Here is a 19575-nt window from a genome sequence, read left to right on the forward strand (position 1 = left end):
TCCAACCCTGTGTCCACAACATCGCGGACTAGCCGAACTTCAGGTCGTTTATGACCGGATCTCAGAATGGTCACAGTAGGTGAACAGAAGGTAAATGCAGCCTGAGAAAATCTTAAGTGCGATCTTGAAGTGGGAAATGAACACGTTGCATCTTCGCGACGACCTGGGGAAATGGTTCTAAAACTCTTGTGGCGCAGGCCACAAAATTTCTGATCGGTAACGGTGGATTCAGGTGCTCGTGATGGTTCCGTGATGGGAAAACGGGGTGGTCGGGTGGGTGGCACCGGGGTGCGCCGACCCCGTCGGTGACCGGCTTTCCCGCGGTGGTGTGCTCCGGGGGTGGAACGGCGCCGCGGCGAAATGGTGTGATGAGGTCATGGAGGCCCGGCGGCCGGGTCGCCGCGGGGCCGGACCGATATCGGAAAGAGGGCCCGCGATGTACTCGACGCCGAGTTATCCGCAGCTGTTCACCCCGCTCGAGGTCGGGCACACCACACTGCGCAACAGGGTGGTCATGGGGTCCATGCACACCGGTCTGGAAGACCGGGCCTGGGATACCAACCGGCTGGCCGCCTATTTCGCCGAACGCGCCCGCGGTGGGGTCGGCCTGATCATCACCGGTGGTTATGCCCCTAATCGCACCGGATGGCTGCTGCCGTTCGGCGCGAAACTGACCAACCGGGCCGAGGCCTACCGCCATCGGGCGATCACGCGCGCGGTGCACGAGGCCGGAGGCAGGATCGCGCTGCAGATCCTGCACGCCGGGCGCTACGCCTACATCCCCGGCAGTGTGTCCGCTTCCTCGATCAAGGCGCCGATCAATCCGTTCCGCCCCCGCGCTCTTTCCGGCCGTGGAATTCGACGGACCATCGACGATTACGTCCGGTGCGCCGAACTCGCCCGCTTCGCGGGATACGACGGGGTCGAAATCATGGGCGGGGAGGGTTATTTCATAAACCAATTCCTCGCACCACGTACGAATAAACGAACCGATCGCTGGGGTGGTTCCGCCGAGAATCGCCGGCGGCTCGCGGTGGAAATCGTGCGGCGCACTCGGGCGGCGGTCGGGGCGGATTTTCTGATCTTATTCCGTTTGTCGATGGCGGAATTGGTGGAGAACGGGCAGACCTTCGATGAGATCATCGCGCTCGCCCGGGAATTGGAGAGTGCGGGCGTCGATATTCTCAATACGGATATCGGCTGGCACGAGGCGCGAGTGCCCACCATCGTGACCTCCGTGCCGCGCGCGGCCTTCGTCGAGTTCACCGCGAAGATCACCGCGGCGGTCGGGATCCCGGTATGCGCCTCGAACCGCATCAATATGCCCGAGATCGCCGAGGAGATCCTGACCCGCGGCGACGCCCAGCTCATCTCCATGGCCAGACCGCTGCTGGCCGACCCGGAATGGGCCGACAAGGCAGCTACCGGCCGCACCGACGAGATCAATACCTGTATCGCCTGCAACCAGGCCTGCCTCGACCACGCCTTCCAGCACCGTACGGTGTCGTGCCTGCTGAACCCGCGGGCCGGCCGGGAAACCGAGCTGACCCTGCTGCCCACCCGGCGCGTGAAGAGCATCGCGGTGGTCGGGGCCGGGCCGGCCGGGCTCTCGGCGGCGGTGAATCTGGCCGAGCGCGGCCACCGGGTGGACCTGTTCGAGGCACTCGACCGGATCGGCGGGCAGTTCGATATCGCGCGCCGGATTCCGGGCAAAGAGGAGTTCGACGAGTCGATCCGCTATTTCACCCGCAAATTGGATCTCACCGGTGTACAGGTGCATCTGAACACCCGCGTCACCGCGGCCGAACTGATCGACCGGCGGTACGACGAGGTCGTCCTGGCGACAGGGGTCCGGCCGCGTATCCCCGATATCCCGGGTGTCGACCATCCGATGGTGCTCTCGTATGCGGAACTGGTGCGGGACGGCAGACCGGTGGGCAAGCGGGTCGCGGTGATCGGCGCCGGTGGAATCGGTTTCGATGTGAGCGAATACCTGGTCGTGGACGGGCATCCGGCGCTGAAACCGGCCGAGTGGCGCGAGGAGTGGGGTGTCGATACCGACGACGAACAACTACGCGGCCAGTTACGCGCCGCCCGCCCGGCGCCCGCGGCCCGCGAGGTCGTCCTGTTGCAGCGCAAGGACACGGCCTTCGGAAAAGGGCTCGGGAAAACGAGCGGCTGGGTCCATCGGGCGGCGCTGAAGGCCAAAAGGGTCGAGCAGATCGGCGGGGTGAACTACGAGCGGATCGACGACGAGGGGCTGCACATCAGCTTCGGCCCGAAGCGTGAGCGGCCCCGGACGATCCCGGTCGACAATGTGATCCTCTGCGCCGGCCAGGAATCGGTACGTGAGCTCGAATCGGAACTCGACACCGCGGGTGTGCCGACGCATCTGATCGGTGGCGCCGAACTTGCCGCCGAGCTCGACGCGAAACGGGCCATCGAGCAGGGCACCCGGCTGGCCGCGCGATTGTGAGGGCCACTCGATAATCGCTTTTCCGGCCCGGAGCGGCGCGGTAGGCTGGCGGCCTTTGTGTCCGCGCGAAGTAGGGGGTGACCGTGTCGGCCACTGCGGTCGATCTCCGGGGCACGGCCGGTGTCTACCGGCGGCTCCTGGTAGCCGGGTTCCGCCGGCAATGGCGGTACAAGCTGGCCATGTTCGGTGGGTTGTTCACCAACTGCGTGTTCGGTTTCGTCCGCGCGTCGGTGATGGTCGCCGCGATCGACGCCACCGGCGGGTTCGGCGGATACGACGCGGGCAGTATCGGTGCCTACGTCTGGATCTCCCAGGGGCTGCTCGGCGCGCTGCAGTTCATGGCCCCCGAACTGGAATTGGCCGAACGGATCCGCACCGGTGATATCGCGATCGATTTCTTGCGGCCGGTCGATGTGCAACTGGGTAATCTCGCCGCCGATCTCGGCCGGGCGCTGTGCACGTTGCTCCCGCGCGGGATACCGAGCCTGCTGGTCGGTGCACTCACCTTCGGGCTGGTGTTCCCCAGCACTCCCGAGTCCTATCTACTCGGGCTGTTCAGTGTCGTTCTCGCCGTAGCCCTTTCGTTCCTGTCCCTGTTCGTGCTCACCACCGCCGGATTCTGGGTCGTGGAGACCCGGGGGCTGCGGACGCTCTATCAGGTCGGCGGCCCGTTCCTCGCCGGATTGTTCGTCCCGGTGCACGTCTTCCCGGACCGGCTGCGCGGTATCGCCGAGTGCACGCCGTTCCCGTCGATGCTGCAGGTACCGGTGGATGTGCTATCCGGCCGGGTCGCGGGCTGGGACGCGGCGGAACTGGTGGGCACGCAGGTCTGCTGGCTACTGGTCGTCCTGGCGGCGGGCCGGGTCCTGCTGGCCGCGGGCCGGCGGAAACTGGAGGTGCAGGGTGGTTGAGACCGCTGTGCATCCACCGGCGAGCCGGCGCGTTCCCGCCGGTGACCGATTCGCACCCTATGCGGCGGTGCTGCGGTCCCGGATCCGGGCGCAGCGCACCTACCGGCTGTCCTTCGCCAGCGATATGGCGGGGGCGACCCTGGTCGGGCTGGCCGAATTCGCCGAGGTATGGGTGATCTTCCATCAGGCGAAGGTGCTGGGCGGGCTGGACCTGGACGCCGCGCTGCTGCTGTTCGGTCTGAGCAATCTGGCCTTCGCGCTGGCCCAGCTGGTGTTCGGGCACCTGGACAAGCTGCCGAATCTCCTCCGCCTCGGGCAGCTCGATATCTACCATCTGCGCCCGCAGCCGGTACTGCTGCAATTGATCACCAGCGATTTCTCCCTGCGCCGCCTGGCCCGGGCCACGGTCGCGCTGGTGGTGCTGACCGTCGGACTGGTACGCAACGAGATCGATTGGTCGGCCGGGGCCGTGGCGCTGATCGCGTTGACGGTGGTGAGCGGCACCGTCCTGTTCGGCGGTCTGTTCGTAGTGGCCGCGGGCTGCCAGTTCTTCCTCATCGACGGGGCGGAGATGACCAACAGCTTCACCTACGGTGGATCCTTCGCGGCGACGCAACCCGCGTCGATCTTCCCCACACCCTTGAAATTGCTGTTCTGCGTCGCGATACCGGTGGCGTTCACCGCCTACCTCCCGACACTGGCACTACTGGATCTGCCCGGCCCCGCCGGAATGCCGTCCTGGCTCGCCTGGTGCGCGCCGGTCGCGGCGGCGTGGGTGTGGGTGCTGGCGTGGGCGATGTGGCGGATCGGGACGAGGCACTATCAGAGCGGCGGTGGCTGAGATGGGGTACGGCGGTACAAATGGCGATACGATCATTGAGGTCGACCGGCTGACCAGGTGTTTCACCCGCCGGACCGGGAAGGGGTTGCGTTCGCGGCGCGAGGTGGTCACCGCGGTCGACGCCATGACCTTCCGGGTCGAGCGCGGCGCGGCGGTCGGCTATATCGGCGCCAACGGTGCCGGGAAGTCGACCACGATCAAGATGCTCACCGGCATCCTGGTGCCGACCTCCGGCTCGGTGCGCACCTGCGGTCTGGAACCCATCCGGCAGCGCCGGGAGCTGGCGAGCCGGATCGGCGTCGTCTTCGGACAGCGTTCTCAGCTGTGGTGGGATCTGCCGCTGCGGGAATCGTTCACGATCCTGGCCGCGATCCACCGGCTCGACCCCGCGGCCGGACGGGTGCGCACCGCGGAACTGGTCGAACAGCTGGAAATGGCCGATACGCTCGATACGCCGGTCCGGCAGTTGTCGCTGGGACAGCGGATGCGCGCCGAGGTGGCCGCGGCGCTGCTGCACTCTCCGGAGTTGATCATTCTCGACGAGCCCACCATCGGCTTGGATGTGCTCTCCAAACAGCGCCTGCGCGAATTCCTGCGGACCGAACGCGCCGAACGCGGCACCACCCTCGTGCTGACCACCCACGATATGGGCGATATCGAGCGACTCTGCGACCGAGTGCTGGTGGTGGATCACGGGCGATTGGCCTACGACGGCTCGTTGCCCGGCCTCGGGGCTACGGTGGGCGCGCAGCGGGTGCTGGTCGTCGACCTCGCCGTACCCGCGCCGGCCTTCGACGGACTCGCGGGTGCCGAACTGGTCTCGGTCGAAGCGGAGGGTATGCGGCAGCGGCTGGCCTTCGACGCCGAGACGACCACCGCCGCGCAGTTGCTGGCCGAGGTGTCGGCCCGGGCGGAGGTGCGCGACCTCTCGATCGAGGAACCCGATATCGAGGACATCGTGCGACGGCTGTACGAAACCGCCCGCTGAAAAGCCGGGTGCCGGGCCCCAGTGGGACCCGGCACCCGGCTCGTCAGGTACGGCCGTCACATTGCGGCGTTGCCCGCTTTCCATTCCGCCCACGGAATGTTCCAGTCGCCGAGCCCGTCCGTTCCGGGCAGGACCGGGCCGACCGTGTTCGTCACAATGGCGATATCGCCGCGTTTGGCGGTGTTGTAGACCCACCGGGCGTCCTCGGGACTGAGATTGAGGCATCCGTGGCTGGTGTTGGTATTGCCCTGCGCACCCAGCGACCACGGCGCCGAGTGGAAGAAGATCCCGCTGTAGGACATCCGGGTGGCCCAGTCCACATCGGTGCGGTACCCGGCCGGCGAGTTCACCGCGACACCGTAGGTGGAGGAGTCCATGACGATGTGCTCGTGCCGGTCCGCCAGGATGTACACCCCGTTGTTGGTGGGCGTGTCGTCCTTACCCATCGAGGTCGGCATGGTGCGGACGACCTGGCCGTTCTTCTCGACGGTGACCATCTTCGTATTGTCGTCGGCCTTGAAGACCACCGCGTCGCCGATGACGAAGTTGGAGTGGATATCGTCCTGGCCGTAGAGCCCGTTGCCCAGGTCCTTGCCGTAGACGTTCACATCGATCGTCACCTTGGTGCCCGGGGTCCAGAAATGCTCGGGCCGCCACCGGACCTCACGGTTGTTCACCCAGTAGAAGGCGCCCTCGACCGGTGGATCGGTCTTGATGGTGATGGCGTCCTGGGCGGCCTTGCGATCGGGGATGTTCTCGTCGAACTGGACTGCCACCGGCTGGCCGATGCCGACCACTTCACCCTCGCCGGGCACCAGGTACGGCTTGGTGACATTGCCGGGCGCGGTTGTGGTGAAACTCATACCGGCGGTCGACGCGCCACCCAGGCCGTTGGCCCGGGCCTGCAGGCGGTAGGTCTTGCTGTAGCCGAGGGGTTCGGTGGTGGACCAGCTGCGACCGTCGGCTGCCAGCTGCCCGGCCACCGGCTGATCGTCGGGGTTGAGCAGGGCGACGTCGGTGAACAGACCGTCGGTGATCTCGAACTTCATCCCCGCGGCCGGCGAGATGCCGATGTCCCCGTCCTTGACCGGCGCCACGAGCTTGGGCTTGATGAGCTCCGTGAGGGGGTTGCGGTCGATGGCGACGGTTCCGTCCGACGCCTCCGACGAGGAACAACCGGTCAGCGCCAGTACGACCAGCGCGACGAGCGCCAGCGGTCCGAAGAGCCGGCGGACCGGCCTGCGCCGATCACGAATATGCATATCAACCCCGTTTCAAGTCTCGGTGCACCCGCTACGCACCGACGGCTTTGGATCCGACCGATCACCTGCTCACCTCGACCCACGGCAGCGGGATCGGTCGAGACCACGTTCATCATTCTGCCAGCCGTACCGAGGTGATCCCAACCGCCACGATCACTTCCGGCGTCACCGGCCCCCTACACATAGGGTTCCGGGCGCCGGTCGTTACGGTGTCGGCCGGCTCACACCCGCCCGACGGGATATCGATTTCACTTCTGCGGCCCGAGCCTGTTAATGTCTGTCCCGCACCGCACAGCGGAGCACGCGCCATTAGCTCAATTGGCAGAGCAGCTGACTCTTAATCAGCGGGTTCGGGGTTCGAGTCCCTGATGGCGCACTTCGAGTCGAAAGACATTCTCCGACTATAGGGTTTGTGTTCCGCGCCCGTACATTCGACGGACCCAGACGTGATCAACCCGCTATCTCGCCGTATTTCGACCGTGGCTGCGGCCCGGTCACCGGCCCGGCGGCAGTAGCCCGGCCCCGTGCGCCGTGGATCCATTAGGGTGCGCGGTATGAGCGAGGCGGACACGCGGGTGGGGCGCGGGCAGGTGGTCGCATGGGGGTTGTGGGACTGGGGGTCGGCCGCGTTCAACGCCGTGATCACCACCTTCGTCTTCGCGGTGTACCTCACCGACAGCGTCGGGGAGGATCTGCCGGGTGCTGTCTCCGCCAGCGCCTGGCTGGGGTGGGCGCTCGGACTCGCCGGACTGGTCGTCGCGCTGACCGCGCCGGTCACCGGCCAGCGTTTCGACGCGACCGCGAATCGCAAACGTTCGCTCGGCATCATGACCGCCGTCGTCGTGGTCCTGACGGCGGCGATGTTCTTCGTCCGGGACCAGTACTCCTACCTGTGGCTCGGGCTGCTGTTGCTCGCGCTGGGGTCGGTGTTCCTCGAGCTCGCGACCGTGCCCTACAACGCGATGCTGCGCCAGGTGTCCACCCCGGCGACGCTGGGCCGGGTGTCCGGATTCGGCTGGGCCATGGGCTACTTCGGGGGCATCTTCCTGCTGTTGATCTGCTATTTCGGGTTCATCGCCGGCGACGGCCCGGAACGAGGGCTGTTCGGTGTGAGCACCGAGGACGGGCTGAACATCCGGGTGGTCGTCCTGCTCGCCGCCGTCTGGTTCGGCGTGTTCGCGCTGCCGGTGCTGTTCGCGGTGCCAGAGGTGCCGCGCACCCGTGCCGATCCCGGGGCGGCGAGCGCGGGATTGCTCGGCTCCTACCGGGTGCTGTGGCGCGACCTGAAAGAACTGTGGGCGCTCGATCGCACCATCATCTGGTTCCTGCTGGCCAGCGCGATCTTCCGGGACGGCCTGGCCGGTGTCTTCGCGTTCGGCGCGGTGCTGGCCGTGCAGGTCTACGGGATCAGCGAGTCCGATGTGCTGCTCTTCGGTATCGCGGCCAATGTCGTCGCGGCACTCGGGGCGGTCGTGGCCGGCCGGTTCGACGATACGGTCGGGCCGAAACGGGTGATCGCGGTATCGCTGCTGTCCGCGGTGGTGTGCGGTGCGGTGCTGCTGGTGGTGTCGGGCTCCGTGATGTTCTGGATCTTCGGCCTGGCGCTGACTCTCTTCGTCGGCCCGGCGCAGGCGTCGGCGCGGTCATTCCTCGCCCGGCTGACACCACCCGGGCGGGAGGGGCAGCTGTTCGGCCTCTACACCACGACCGGGCGCGCCGCCTCGTTCCTCGCACCCACCCTGTTCGGCCTGTTCGTCTGGGGGTTCGGGGCGGACCGGGCCGGTATCGGCGGTCTGCTGGTGGTGCTGGGCGCCGGGCTCGCCGCCCTGCTGTTCGTACCGGCTCCGGACGCTTCGGGCAGCAAAGAGCCGGCGCAGGCACCTGTCGCCTGACACCGGCCCGGCGGCCGCACGCTCAGGGTTTCCAGGCGCCCATACCGAGGGCGATGAGCCGGATCTGCTGGATGGTGCGGTCGATCACCGGTTGTTCCGCGCGCGCGGTGGCGCCCACATAGTCGGCGATCCCGTCGATCACGGTGGACACCAGCAGGTCGGCGGCGACCTCGAGATCACCCGGCGACCAGTCGTCCAGGGCCGGGACGCGGGATAGGTCCGCCACCAGCTCACGCACGATCAGTTGTAGTTCGAGCGCGATGGCCGACCGCAGCGCCGGGCTGCCGCCGCGCTGCTCCCGGATCAGGAAGCCGTACAGCTCTCGCTTCAGGGCGACTTCACCGAAAACGAACCGCACCGTTTCCGAGAGCCGGGCATCGGGGGTGCGGCGTAGCTGCCGCAGCGCCAGGCGCAGCGCTTGTACGCCCTCATCCACCAGGGTGGCGCCGAGGTCGTCGAGTGAGTCGAAATGCCGGTAGAAGGCGGTGGGGACGATACCGGCCGACCGGGCGATCTCGCGCAGGCTGAGCGCGCCGAAACCGCGTTCGGCGGCCAGCGCCAGCGTGCCGACGAGCAGAGCCTGCCGGGTGCGCTCTTTGCGCTCGACGCGGCTCGCTCCCTGATCGGTCATTTCAGTGAGCATACAGACGTTCACCATTCCCTCATCTCTTTCTTGTCGTCCGCGTCACACCGATTCCTGGTTGACAGCTCCAGCGGGGTATCCGGCACACTAGTTGAGTGTACAGACGTACACCGAAAGTAGTTCGACCTCGTGACGTGACCGACAGACAGGGACGGAGAACTCCCATGGTGGCCCTCCTCGATCTGGTGCAGACCTTGACCACTCCGCATCCGGTGGACCGGTACCTGGAACTGGTACGCCCGATGCTGACCGTTCGCGATATGCGGGCCCGGATCGTCGCCGTGGACCGCTCGGTGCCGGGGACGATCTCGCTGAGCCTGCGCCCGACCCGGCAGTGGGGCGGCCTGCGAGCCGGTCAGTTCCTGCAGCTGGGTGTGGTGATCGACGGAGTACGGCACCTGCGCTGCTATTCGCCGGTGAACTCCCAGCACGATCGCCGCCGCCGTCTCGACCTCACCCTGCGGGTGCACCCGCACGGGCTGGTATCGCGCTACCTGCACGAATACGCGCGCCCCGGCATGATCGTGGATCTCGAACCGGCGTCCGGGGTCTTCCACCTCCCGGACCTGCGGCCCGAGCGGGTGCTGCTGATCAGTGGCGGTAGCGGGATCACGCCGGTGCTGTCCATGCTGCGCACCCTCGTCGACGAGCGATACTCCGGCGAGGTGGTCTTCCTGCACTACGCGCGGTCGCCGGAACTGGTGCCCCATCGCGGCGAACTCGCCGAAATCGCTGCCGCCCATCCGAATATCGCGGTCGAGCTGCGGTACCCGGAACAGGACGGCCGCGGATTCGACCGCGACGAACTCGTACGGGTGGCGCCGTGGTTCGCCGGCGCGGAGACCTACCTGTGTGGTCCGCCGCCGCTGATGGACTCGGTTCGCGAGGTCTACGCGGCCGCGGAGCTGAGTGAACGCCTGCACACCGAAGAGTTCGTGGCCACCACCGCGCCGGTGGACAGCGCGGACGTCGCGGGGGCCACCACTTTTTCCGCCAGCGGGGTCACTGCCGAGAACACCGGGTCGTCGTTGCTGGAGCAGGCCGAGGGCGCCGGCCTGCGCCCGGAATTCGGCTGCCGAATGGGGATCTGCTTCTCCTGCACCTCGGTCCGGCGCAGCGGATGCACCCGCAACCTGCGCACCGGGGAGCTCGAATCCGATCCCGACCAGCCGATCCAGCTCTGCGTCCAGGCCGCCGTCGGCGACGTGGATATCGAAATCTGAGACGAAGGGGAGAAACAGATGACCATCCTCACCGAGACCAAGGACGGACCGCTGGTCCTCTCGCCCGACCAGGTCGAGGAGATCGGCCGTACGCTCGACGCGCTGCGCGACCGGATCGTCGCCGATCTGGGCGAACGTGACCGCCAGTACATCTACGACATCATCAAGGCGCAGCGCGGATTCGAGATCGCCGGGCGTGGCCTGATGTACCTGGGCTTCCTGCCCCCGTTCTGGCTGGCCGGCGTGGCCGCGCTCAGCGTGTCGAAGATCCTCGACAATATGGAGATCGGCCACAACGTCATGCACGGCCAGTACGACTGGATGCGCGAGCCGGGCCTGAACTCGCGGGTCTTCGAATGGGATAACGTCTGCCCGGCGGACCAGTGGAAGCATTCGCACAACTACATGCACCACACCTACACCAACATCCACGGTCGTGACCGCGATATCGGTTACGGCGTGCTGCGGATCGACGAGGGGCAGGACTGGCACCCGTACTACCTGGGCAACCCGCTCTACGCGTTCCTGCTGATGGTCTTCTTCGAATGGGGCGTGATGCTGCACGACCTGGAGGCGGACAACATCGTCAAGGGCAAGCGCAGCTGGTCCGACCTCAAACCGCTGATCAAGGGGCAGCTCCGTAAATCGGGCCGGCAGGTCCTCAAGGACTACGTGGCCTTTCCGTTGCTGACCGGTCCGCTGTTCCTGTCCACGCTCGCCGGAAACGCGACGGCGAACCTGGTGCGCAACCTGTGGGCGTACTCGATCATCTTCTGCGGGCACTTCCCGTCCGGTGTGCAGACGTTCACCGAAGAGGAGACCGCCGAGGAGACCCGCGGCGAATGGTATGTCCGGCAGATGCTCGGCTCGGCCAATATCTCCGGCAGCCCGCTGTTCCACATCATGTCCGGCAATTTGTCACACCAGATCGAGCACCACCTGTTCCCGGATCTGCCGGCCAACCGGTATCCGGAGATCGCGCCGGAGGTGCGCGCACTGTGCGAGAAGTTCGGGCTCCCCTACAACACCGGGCCGCTGGGCAAGCAGATCGGTTCGGTGTGGGCCAAGATCTTCCAACTGGCGCTGCCGCCGCGGTTGACGGAGTCCCGGATCGCCCGCTTCCTGCCCGCTGTGCTGCGGAAACAGCCCGCCTCCGGTGTTATCGTGATGCGTCAGCAGAGTCCTACCGAAGCGGGCGTGTGATGATCGGCAAATTCGAGGCCAACAAGGATCTCATCCAGGAACTCACCACGTCGGGGGCGCGCCGGGTCGGCAATATCGCGAGCATCATCACCGGCACGGTCTCGGAGGTGACCCGGGAGATCGGGGAATGGATTACCGACGCCATCGAGATGAACGAGGCCGCCGCCGCGGCCCGGCGTGACGCCGCTGCCGAGGGGCGAGGGGACGAGGACCTGCGTGCGCCGGGGGAGAGCCGGGACGGGGCCGGTACTGCACCGGCTCAGGAGACCGGCGTCGTGCTGGACGCCGATGTCATCGACGCCGAGACCGCCGAGCCCGATCCCTCCGGCAAACGCCACTGATCCAATCCGCAAAACCGCTCGGTGGGACAAGTCACACCGAGCGGTTACCCATGGGCTAACCTACGGCTCGTGCCCGCCTATATCTCCTCTCCGGAGCTGACCTTCGGTTTCCTGTTCGCGCTGGAGGATCCCGAGCGGATCGCGGAGATGGTGCGCGACCTGATGGAACGCAAAACCGTTTCGGTCTTCCGGCTGGCACGGTTGTCCGACGACGCCGGGCCGCCGGAACGCTATGTCGTGAACTGGGCGGCCATCCCGCAGATCTCCATCACCACCACCGCGCCCGACCCGGCCGAACTACGGGCCGACCAGGTGATGCTGGTCAACGCGTTCCTCGGCGACGCGGGCGAGATAAGGCTGTACTCGCAGGGAAGTGCGCCGCAGTAGACCACGGACCACGCCGTGACATCCCCGTGACTGGTGGTGAGCCGCCGTTATCGAACTGTAGCCTTGTTCGGGGGATCTGAACGAGCGATGGGTAACAAGGAGTGGGCGCAGTGGAGATGGTGATACGGCTGCTGATCGTATTCGGGGGCACGCTGGCCGTGACGATCGCCCTCGGCTGGGCGATCGACCGTGGCCTCCGATACTGGTCGGCCCGGCACCCCAAGACCGCCATTCCGGGTCTGCTGCGGCGGATCCAATTACCGCTGCAGCTGTTCCTGGGCTTCGCCGCGCTGCGGATCACCTATCCGCTGGCCGACCTGCATCTGCGCCAGGACACGGTGATCCTCAGCGTCCTGGCCTCCATGGTCACCATGTCGGCGGTCTGGCTGGTGGTCCGGATAGTCGACGCGGTGGCCGACGGGCTGCTGAACAGTTACTCGCGCCGGGCCCGCGACCCTCGCCGAGTACGACAGTTGAACACCCAATTCACGCTGATCCGGCGGATCACGACCGCGCTGCTCGCGGTCGCGACGGCGGCGATCGCCATGCTGGTCATGTTCCCCGGGCTGCGCGTTCTGGGCACCTCGCTGCTCGCCTCCGCCGGCATCATCGGCATCATCGCCGGTGTGGCGGCCCAATCCACGCTCAGTAACCTCATGGCGGGCCTGCAGATCGCGTTCGGTGATTCGGTGAAGATCGGCGACACCGTCGTCGTCGAGGGTGAGATGGGCACCGTCGAGGAAATCACCCTGTCCTTCCTCACCGTCCGGATCTGGGACGACCGCCGGCTCACCATGCCGGTCTCGTACTTCAACAGCAAGCCGTACGAGAACTGGTCGCGGGGTGGCCCGCAGATGACCGGCACCGTATTCCTGTACCTGGACCACAGCGCCCCGGTGGCCGACCTCCGGGAGCGTCTCTACGAATACCTGAGCGAGCATCCCGATTGGGACGGCCGTAGCTGGAACCTCCTGGTCACCGACAGCACCCCCACCGGTATCGAGGTCCGCGCCTCGATGACCGGGCGTGATTCGGACGCGGTGTGGTCGCTGCGCTGCGCCGTCCGTGAGGAACTGATCAGCTGGCTGAACAGTCAGCATCCGGGCGCGCTGCCGCGCCTGGCCGCGCTGGAGGGATTCGACAAGACGCCGGTCAGGTAGGCCGGACCGGGCGCCGACGGGCCGCCGACCCGGCGGCCGGTTGATCTCGATGCTGTGTCGGTACGGTGGGATGAATACGAAAGTGTGTGTGATAGCTCACAATTGAGGGGCGGCCGAGCCGGTTGGGTCGGCCGGGCCAGCACCCTCGAAGGAGCGTTGATCACAATGCCTGCTCCCGCCGGTTACCCGGTCCGAGTTCGCGGCGATCTGGACCCCGCGCTGTCGCGCTGGATGTGGATCGTGAAATGGCTTCTCGCCATTCCGCACTACATAGTTCTGTTCTTCCTGCACATCGGTTATGCCGTGGTCACAGTGATCGCGTTCTTCGCGATCCTGTTCACCGGCAAATACCCGCGGGCCCTGTTCGACTACAGCCTCGGGGTCATACGGTGGTCGTGGCGTGTCGGCTTCTACGCCTGGACACCGGCCGGCACCGACCGATATCCGCCGTTCTCCCTGTCCCGCGACGACGACTACGCGGCGGATCTGGACATCGACTATCCACCGACGCTGCACCGGGGGCTGGTACTGGTGAAATGGTGGCTGCTGGCCATCCCGCACTACCTGATCATCGGCGGTATGACCGGTGCGGCCTGGCTGGTCGACTTCGACGACGCCGACACCACGGCCAGTGCCGCGGGAATCCCGTTGATCGGCGTACTGACCTTCGTCGCCCTGGTCGGGCTCCTGTTCGCGGCACGCTATTCCCAAGGGCTGTTCGATTTCGTGATGGGGATCAACCGGTGGATCCTGCGGGTGCAGGTCTACGGTTCGCTGCTACGCGACGAATACCCGCCCTTCCGCTTGGACCAGGGCGCCCGTGACGAGGTGGCGCCCCCACCCGCGGTCGATACGAGCAAACCCGAGGTATGAGACCGCTGTCGGTCGAATGAAAAAGCCCGAGGACCCAATGGGCCCTCGGGCTTTCCAGGGTGAGTGACGGGACTCGAACCCGCGACATCCAGGATCACAACCTGGTGCTCTACCAACTGAACTACACTCACCATCGCCGGTTTGCACCGGCGGCCTAGATAGTAGCGCGTCTACCCCTCCGCAAGCCAATCGGTTATCGGTGTGCCGGTCGCCGGGTTCTATACCCGGCCGGGCGTGCCGCCGCCGGTTCCGCCCGCGGGACCGGCGCTGACCTCTGCGGCGATCGCGGAGATCTCCGCCGTGGAAGGGCCCGGCGCGGGAACGAAGGCGGTGCGCCGGTAGTACTCCAGTTCCCGGATGGATTCCTGGATATCGGCGAGCGCGCGATGGGCCAGACCTTTCTCGGGCTGGCCGAAATAGATCCGCGGGTACCAGCGACGGCACAGTTCCTTGATCGAGCTGACGTCGATCATCCGATAGTGCAGGTGCGCGTCCAGCTCCGGCATGTCCCGGGCGATGAAACCACGATCGGTGGCGATGGAGTTACCGGCCAGGGGCACCATCCGGGCGGCGGGCGCGTACTGCTTCACGTAGTCGAGTACCTGCTGCTCGGCCTCGGCGAGGGTGACCGTAGAGCGGCGCACCTCATCGGTGAGGCCGGACCGGGCGTGCATCTCGGCGACCACCTCGGGCATCGCCGCGAGCGCCTCTTCGTCGGCGTGGATGACGATATCCACCCCGTCCCCGAGAACGTTCAGATCGCTGTCGGTCACCAGGGCGGCCACCTCGATCAGTTTGTCGGTGACCAGGTCGAGCCCGGTCATCTCACAATCCATCCACACCACTAATTTGTCCGACACCCGCACCACCCTAATCAGCGCCGCCACCCGCCGAGCGCAATCACCGCCCGCTCCGTGTGGGAAGTCTCCGGACCGGCCCCCGGTCAGCCGCCGAGCTTCTTGTAGAACGCGCCTGCGATCGGGGCGGTGACCGCTCTGGGCCCGTAGTTGCCGGCGGCGCTCATACCCTTCCCGATCAGGCCGGGCACCACCCGCATCTTGTTGCGGGCCAGCGCGTCGATCGAGATCCGGGCCGTGTACTCCGAGGACACCCACAGGAAATCCGGGACCATGCGGTCGACCAGGGAGGCGTCGGCGGGATCGGGGATCTCGGTACGCACCGGTCCCGGGGCGAGCAGGGTGATGTGTACCCCGGAACCCTTCAGCTCGCCCCGCAGGGATTCGGCGAAGGTGTTGGCGAAGGCTTTGCTCGCCGCGTAGGTGGCGTTGTTGGGGATGGGCATGTTCCCGGCCGCCGAGCCGCTCACCAGGATGCCCCCGGCCCGACGTGCCAGCATCGCGGGAAGTACGGCCAGGGTCAGGTCGTGCACGGCGACGGCGTTCAGCTCCAGCTGGTCGCGTTCGTAGGCGGGGTCGAGGGCGGACAGGGGTCCGAACGTCGCGATACCCGCGTTGTTGCACAGAATCGAGATGTCCCGGCCCGCGAGTTCCTCGGTGAGCGGAGCCCGCTGCGCCCGGTCGGCGAGATCGACGGCGCGGACTTCGGCGGTGATGCCGTGATCCCGGGTCAGCCGGCCGGCCAGGTCGTCGAGGATCTCGCCGCGGCGCGCGACCAGGATGAGTGAATGACCCCGGCGGGCCAGTTCGGCGGCGAGCGCGGTTCCGATTCCGGACGAAGCGCCGGTCACCACGGCGCGGCTCTCGGCGGTAGGCGAAGGCAAACCCATTCCCGACACCCTAGAGGGCGCTGCCGGGCGTGGTTTGCCCGCAGCCCGCGCATGGCCGGAGCGAATGCGGAGGTACGCCGAGGTTTGTGGTGGTTGGTGTTGGGTGCGGTGGGTGTACGTATTGACGCGCATGGCCGGAGCGAATGCGGAGGTACGCCGAGGTTTGTGGTGGTTGGTGTTGGGTGCGGTGGGTGTACGTATTGACGCGCATGGCCGGAGCGAATGCGGAGGTACGCCGAGGTTTGTGGTGGTTGGTGTTGGGTGCGGTGGGTGTACGTATTGACGCGCAGGGCCGGAGCGAATGCGGAGGTACGCCTACCGGGATTGTGTGTTTGGCGCTCGCCGGAGGGGGGTACACCCACTCCGACTGGCCCGAACAGCTCAGTCGGGTGGGTGGAGCGCCCCCGGCAGGAATCGAACCTGCGACCTAGGGATTAGAAGGCCCTTGCTCTATCCAACTGAGCTACGGAGGCAGTGGTTCCACCATGGCGGACAACGGCCGCGCTGTCCAGCTGAAAAGTGTAGCGATCGACCCGGTCGTCTGATTTGGGCTGCCCGGAAACAGCCCCGGCGGGCCGAACAGGGCCCGTCGAACTACCCTCGAACCTATGTCGTCAGCCCAGGCTCCCGCCGCCGGACCCACTACGAAGGCCGGTCGGCCCAGTGGCTCGGCGGTCGTTCCGGCGGTGCTGACCGTGTTCGCCGCGGCGCTCGCCGCGTTGGTATCGATGCTGGTGGTGGGATTGTCGGCTGCCCAGGCGCTGAGTCTGCTGGGTATTCCCGATCCCGGCCCGCTGACCACCTACGGTCTGCCCGCGCTCCGGGCGCTGGCCGATCTCTTCGCGGCCTTCACGGTGGGGTCGCTGCTCTTCGCCGCCTTTCTGGTGCCGCCGCAGCGTGGCGGTCTGCTCGATACGGGGGGTTACCGCGCGGTGCGCCGGGCCTCGGGCCTGGCGGTGGCCTGGGCGGTGAGCGCCGCGCTGCTGGTACCGCTGACCGTCTCCGACAGCACCGGCCGGCCGGTCACCGAGATCCTGGCACCCCAGGATCTGTGGGGGGTCGCCGATGAGATCGAACTCGCCGGTACCTGGCGGCTCACCGCGATCGGCGCTCTGCTGCTGGCGATCGGCTGCCGGCTGGCCCTGCGGTGGGGATGGACGCCGGTGCTGTTCGCTGCGTCGGTCGCGGTGATGATGCCGCTGGCGCTGACCGGGCATTCCGCGTCCGGTGGTGCCCACGATGTGGCCACCAACAGTTTGATCCTGCATCTGATCGCCGCGGCGGTCTGGGTCGGCGGTCTCGGCGCGCTGCTGGTCCACGCGCTGCGAGACGGCACTCATACGGCCCTGGCGGCCCGGCGTTTCTCCGCGGTGGCCCTGGTGTCCTTCGTGGTGCTGGCCGGCAGCGGCCTGGCCAACTCGTGGGTGCGAGTGCCCTGGGACGAGCTGTTCACCAGCACCTACGGCCGGTTGGTGCTGGCCAAGGCCGCCGCACTGGTGATCCTCGGCGTCTTCGGCTGGTTCCAGCGGCGCGCGGCGCTTCCGGCACTGGCCGCCGACCCGGACGACCGGCGCGCGCTCGCCCGCTTCGCGAGTGTGGAGTTGCTCGTCTTCGCCGCGACCATGGGCCTGGCGGTGGGGTTGGGCCGGACTCCGCCGCCGGCGCCGACGAGCGTGCCGACCCCGATGGAGGTCGAGCTCGGCTACAACCTGGACGGCCCGCCCACGGTGGCACGGCTGCTCTTCGACTGGCGTTTCGACCTGATCTTCGGCACGCTCGCCATCGTGCTGGCGGTGCTCTATCTGCTGGGCGTCCGGCGGTTGCGGGCGCGCGGTGACGTCTGGCCGGTCGGCCGGACCGGCGCCTGGCTGCTCGGCTGCGCGGTGCTGCTGTTCACGACCTCGTCGGGGGTCGGCCGGTATGCGCCCGCCATCTTCAGCGTGCATATGGGCGCGCATATGGCGCTGTCCATGCTGGCCCCGATCCTGCTGGCCCTCGGTGGTGTGGTGACGCTCGCGTTGCGCGCCCTGCCGCCGGCCGGTCGGGACGGCGCCCCGGGCCCCCGGGAATGGATTCTGGCGGCCGTACACAACCCGGTCTCCCGCTTCCTCACTCAGCCGATCGTGGCCTCGGTGCTGTTCGTGGCCGGTTTCTACGCGCTCTACCTGGGCGGGATCTTCGACGCCTATGCCGATTCCCATGCCGCGCATCTGCTGATGAATCTGCATTTCCTGCTCAGTGGCTATCTCTTCTACTGGGTGGTGATCGGGATAGATCCGAAACCGCGCCGGGTGGAGCCGCTGACCAGGTTGGCCATGGTGTTCGGTTCCCTGCCCTTCCACGCCTTCTTCGGGGTCGTGTTGATGGGAATGAGCACGGTGCTGGCCGGCTGGTTCTATCGGGGCCTCGACCTGGGCTGGCCTATCGATCTACTGGGTGATCAGCGCACCGGAGGCAGTCTGGCGTGGGCCACCGGTGAGGTCCCGCTGGTCGTGGTCATGCTGGCGCTGCTGATCCAGTGGTCGCGCAGCGACGCGCGGCTGGCCCGGCGTACCGACCGCGCCGCGGAACGCGACGACGACGCGGAACTCGCCGCGCACAATGCCATGTTCGCCCAATTGGCCAAGCGAGATCGGGCAAGTAGGTAGATGACCGAGCAGAAAATCCCGCTGACACCTGTGCCACCGCTCCGGCGTATCTACCGGTCGGATGTGCGGGCGGCGCGTCGGCGACTGACCGGGCGCATTCGCAAGACCCCGGTCTTCCACACCGCCGTACCGGGGCCCGGCGGCCCTGTCCCGGTCACCCTGAAGCTCGAGTATCTGCAGCACGGTGGCACTTTCAAGGTGCGCGGCAGTTACAACGCGCTGCTGTCGGAACGGGTGTGTCCCGAACATGTGGTGATCGCCTCGGGCGGCAACGCGGGGATCGCCGCGGCGCTGGCGGCGGCCGGAATGGGCAAGACCTGCACGGTGGTGGTCCCGGAATCGGCGCCGCACACCAAGGTCGCCGCGATGTGGTCGCACGGTGCCGAGGTGCGCTGGCACGGAACCACCTACGCCGAGGCCTATGAGCACGCCTGCGAGATCACCGCCGAACGCGGGGCGTTGCAGTTGCACGCCTACGATCTGCCCGCGGTGGTGGCCGGGGCCGGAGTGATCGAACTGGAGATCGAGGAGCAGGTCCGTGGGCGGCCGCCGATCCTGGTCGCGGTCGGCGGCGGTGGGTTGATCGGCGGGATCGCCGCCGCCGGCGGGCGCCGCCGCGAGATCGTGGGCGTGGAACCCGAGGGGATCCCGACGCTGAACGCCGCGCTGGCCGCCGGGAAGCCGGTCGACGTGGAGGTGTCCAGTATCACCGCCGATGCCCTGGGCGCCTCCCGGATCGGCGAGATCGCTCTCGATGTGGCCCGGCGCTACGGCGTGCGGTCCGCGCTGGTGACCGACGATGCGATCACCGATGCCCGGGACTATCTGTGGCGGGAGTTCCGGATCGTCGTCGAACTCTCCGGCGCGGTGGCCCTGGCGGCGATTCTCAGCGGTGCCTATGTACCGCGGGAGGGCGAGCGGCCGGTGGTGGTGCTGTGCGGCGCGAACACCGAACTCCCGGTGCTCTGACACGCTGATCG

17 protein-coding genes and 3 tRNA genes are annotated in these 19575 nt (G+C 67.2%); 14 read left to right on the forward strand and 6 right to left on the reverse strand.

Going from position 1 to position 19575, the window contains the following annotated elements; translation table 11 throughout:
* Nucleotides 1–436 precede the first annotated feature (436 nt).
* From AB0H42_RS15200 to AB0H42_RS15215, 4 genes are all read left to right on the forward strand, one after another.
* Nucleotides 437–2476 (forward strand): NADPH-dependent 2,4-dienoyl-CoA reductase, encoded by a 2040-nt coding sequence (locus AB0H42_RS15200; protein WP_357055515.1) that lies wholly within the window; start codon nucleotides 437–439, stop codon nucleotides 2474–2476.
* Between the two features lie 83 nt (nucleotides 2477–2559).
* Nucleotides 2560–3387: an ABC-2 family transporter protein gene (locus AB0H42_RS15205; RefSeq protein ID WP_357055518.1), complete on the forward strand. Its 828-nt coding sequence runs from the start codon at nucleotides 2560–2562 to the stop codon at nucleotides 3385–3387.
* A complete protein-coding gene (locus AB0H42_RS15210) occupies nucleotides 3380–4228 on the forward strand; it encodes an ABC-2 family transporter protein (RefSeq protein ID WP_357055521.1) in 849 nt (282 codons plus the stop codon). The genes AB0H42_RS15205 and AB0H42_RS15210 overlap by 8 nt, the downstream gene beginning before the upstream one ends.
* Nucleotide 4229: 1 nt before the next feature.
* On the forward strand, nucleotides 4230–5216 hold the full coding sequence (locus tag AB0H42_RS15215) for an ATP-binding cassette domain-containing protein (protein ID WP_357055585.1): 987 nt from the start codon (nucleotides 4230–4232) through the stop codon (nucleotides 5214–5216).
* A gap of 56 nt (nucleotides 5217–5272) precedes the next feature.
* On the opposite strand, the gene AB0H42_RS15220 is transcribed toward AB0H42_RS15215, so the two are convergent.
* Nucleotides 5273–6478, reverse strand: coding sequence for an Ig-like domain-containing protein (locus tag AB0H42_RS15220; RefSeq protein ID WP_357055524.1), 1206 nt, complete (start codon nucleotides 6476–6478; stop codon nucleotides 5273–5275).
* 303 nt (nucleotides 6479–6781) lie between these two features.
* Between AB0H42_RS15220 and AB0H42_RS15225 the strand changes: the two genes are divergently transcribed.
* Together AB0H42_RS15225 and AB0H42_RS15230 are read left to right on the forward strand one after the other, a co-directional pair.
* Nucleotides 6782–6854, forward strand: a tRNA-Lys gene (locus AB0H42_RS15225).
* Between the two features lie 178 nt (nucleotides 6855–7032).
* Nucleotides 7033–8370, forward strand: a complete 1338-nt coding sequence (locus tag AB0H42_RS15230) for an MFS transporter (RefSeq protein WP_357055527.1) — start codon at nucleotides 7033–7035, stop codon at nucleotides 8368–8370.
* Between the two features lie 22 nt (nucleotides 8371–8392).
* Here AB0H42_RS15230 and AB0H42_RS15235 read toward each other — a convergent pair whose 3' ends face one another.
* Nucleotides 8393–9001 (reverse strand): TetR family transcriptional regulator, encoded by a 609-nt coding sequence (locus AB0H42_RS15235; RefSeq protein WP_357055530.1) that lies wholly within the window; start codon nucleotides 8999–9001, stop codon nucleotides 8393–8395.
* 176 nt (nucleotides 9002–9177) lie between these two features.
* Here AB0H42_RS15235 and AB0H42_RS15240 point away from each other — a divergent pair, with 176 nt between their 5' ends.
* The 6 genes from AB0H42_RS15240 to AB0H42_RS15265 all read left to right on the forward strand — a co-directional run bounded on the left by AB0H42_RS15240 (nucleotide 9178) and on the right by AB0H42_RS15265 (nucleotide 14200).
* The gene (locus tag AB0H42_RS15240) at nucleotides 9178–10236 is read left to right on the forward strand and encodes an FAD-binding oxidoreductase (RefSeq protein WP_357055533.1); all 1059 of its coding nucleotides are present in this window, start codon (nucleotides 9178–9180) and stop codon (nucleotides 10234–10236) included.
* An 18-nt stretch (nucleotides 10237–10254) separates the two neighbouring features.
* Entirely contained in the window at nucleotides 10255–11439 is a 1185-nt protein-coding gene (locus AB0H42_RS15245) for an acyl-CoA desaturase (protein ID WP_357055536.1), read from the forward strand.
* Nucleotides 11439–11780, forward strand: coding sequence for a hypothetical protein (locus AB0H42_RS15250; RefSeq protein ID WP_357055538.1), 342 nt, complete (start codon nucleotides 11439–11441; stop codon nucleotides 11778–11780). The genes AB0H42_RS15245 and AB0H42_RS15250 overlap by 1 nt, the downstream gene beginning before the upstream one ends.
* A gap of 69 nt (nucleotides 11781–11849) precedes the next feature.
* Complete coding sequence (locus tag AB0H42_RS15255; protein ID WP_357055541.1) at nucleotides 11850–12167, forward strand: hypothetical protein; 318 nt, start codon at nucleotides 11850–11852, stop codon at nucleotides 12165–12167.
* Between the two features lie 116 nt (nucleotides 12168–12283).
* Nucleotides 12284–13327, forward strand: coding sequence for a mechanosensitive ion channel domain-containing protein (locus AB0H42_RS15260; protein ID WP_357055588.1), 1044 nt, complete (start codon nucleotides 12284–12286; stop codon nucleotides 13325–13327).
* A gap of 165 nt (nucleotides 13328–13492) precedes the next feature.
* Nucleotides 13493–14200 (forward strand): DUF4389 domain-containing protein, encoded by a 708-nt coding sequence (locus tag AB0H42_RS15265; RefSeq protein WP_357055544.1) that lies wholly within the window; start codon nucleotides 13493–13495, stop codon nucleotides 14198–14200.
* A gap of 58 nt (nucleotides 14201–14258) precedes the next feature.
* Here the strand turns inward: AB0H42_RS15265 and AB0H42_RS15270 are convergent.
* The 4 genes from AB0H42_RS15270 to AB0H42_RS15285 form a co-directional block, all read right to left on the reverse strand.
* A tRNA-His gene (locus AB0H42_RS15270) sits at nucleotides 14259–14331 on the reverse strand.
* Nucleotides 14332–14418: 87 nt separating this feature from the next.
* Complete coding sequence (gene orn, locus AB0H42_RS15275) at nucleotides 14419–15060, reverse strand: oligoribonuclease (RefSeq protein WP_357055547.1); 642 nt, start codon at nucleotides 15058–15060, stop codon at nucleotides 14419–14421.
* 83 nt (nucleotides 15061–15143) lie between these two features.
* A complete protein-coding gene (cmrA, locus tag AB0H42_RS15280) occupies nucleotides 15144–15947 on the reverse strand; it encodes a mycolate reductase (protein ID WP_357055550.1) in 804 nt (267 codons plus the stop codon).
* A gap of 399 nt (nucleotides 15948–16346) precedes the next feature.
* A tRNA-Arg gene (locus AB0H42_RS15285) sits at nucleotides 16347–16420 on the reverse strand.
* A gap of 135 nt (nucleotides 16421–16555) precedes the next feature.
* Between AB0H42_RS15285 and AB0H42_RS15290 the strand changes: the two genes are divergently transcribed.
* The gene (locus AB0H42_RS15290) at nucleotides 16556–18595 is read left to right on the forward strand and encodes a cytochrome c oxidase assembly protein (RefSeq protein ID WP_357055553.1); all 2040 of its coding nucleotides are present in this window, start codon (nucleotides 16556–16558) and stop codon (nucleotides 18593–18595) included.
* Nucleotides 18596–19564 carry a threonine/serine dehydratase gene (locus tag AB0H42_RS15295; protein ID WP_357055556.1) on the forward strand — a complete coding sequence of 323 codons (969 nt, stop codon included), beginning with the start codon at nucleotides 18596–18598 and terminating at the stop codon, nucleotides 19562–19564.
* Nucleotides 19565–19575 lie beyond the last annotated feature (11 nt).

The organism is Nocardia sp. NPDC050799 (genome assembly GCF_040654015.1).
Taxonomy (GTDB): domain Bacteria; phylum Actinomycetota; class Actinomycetes; order Mycobacteriales; family Mycobacteriaceae; genus Nocardia.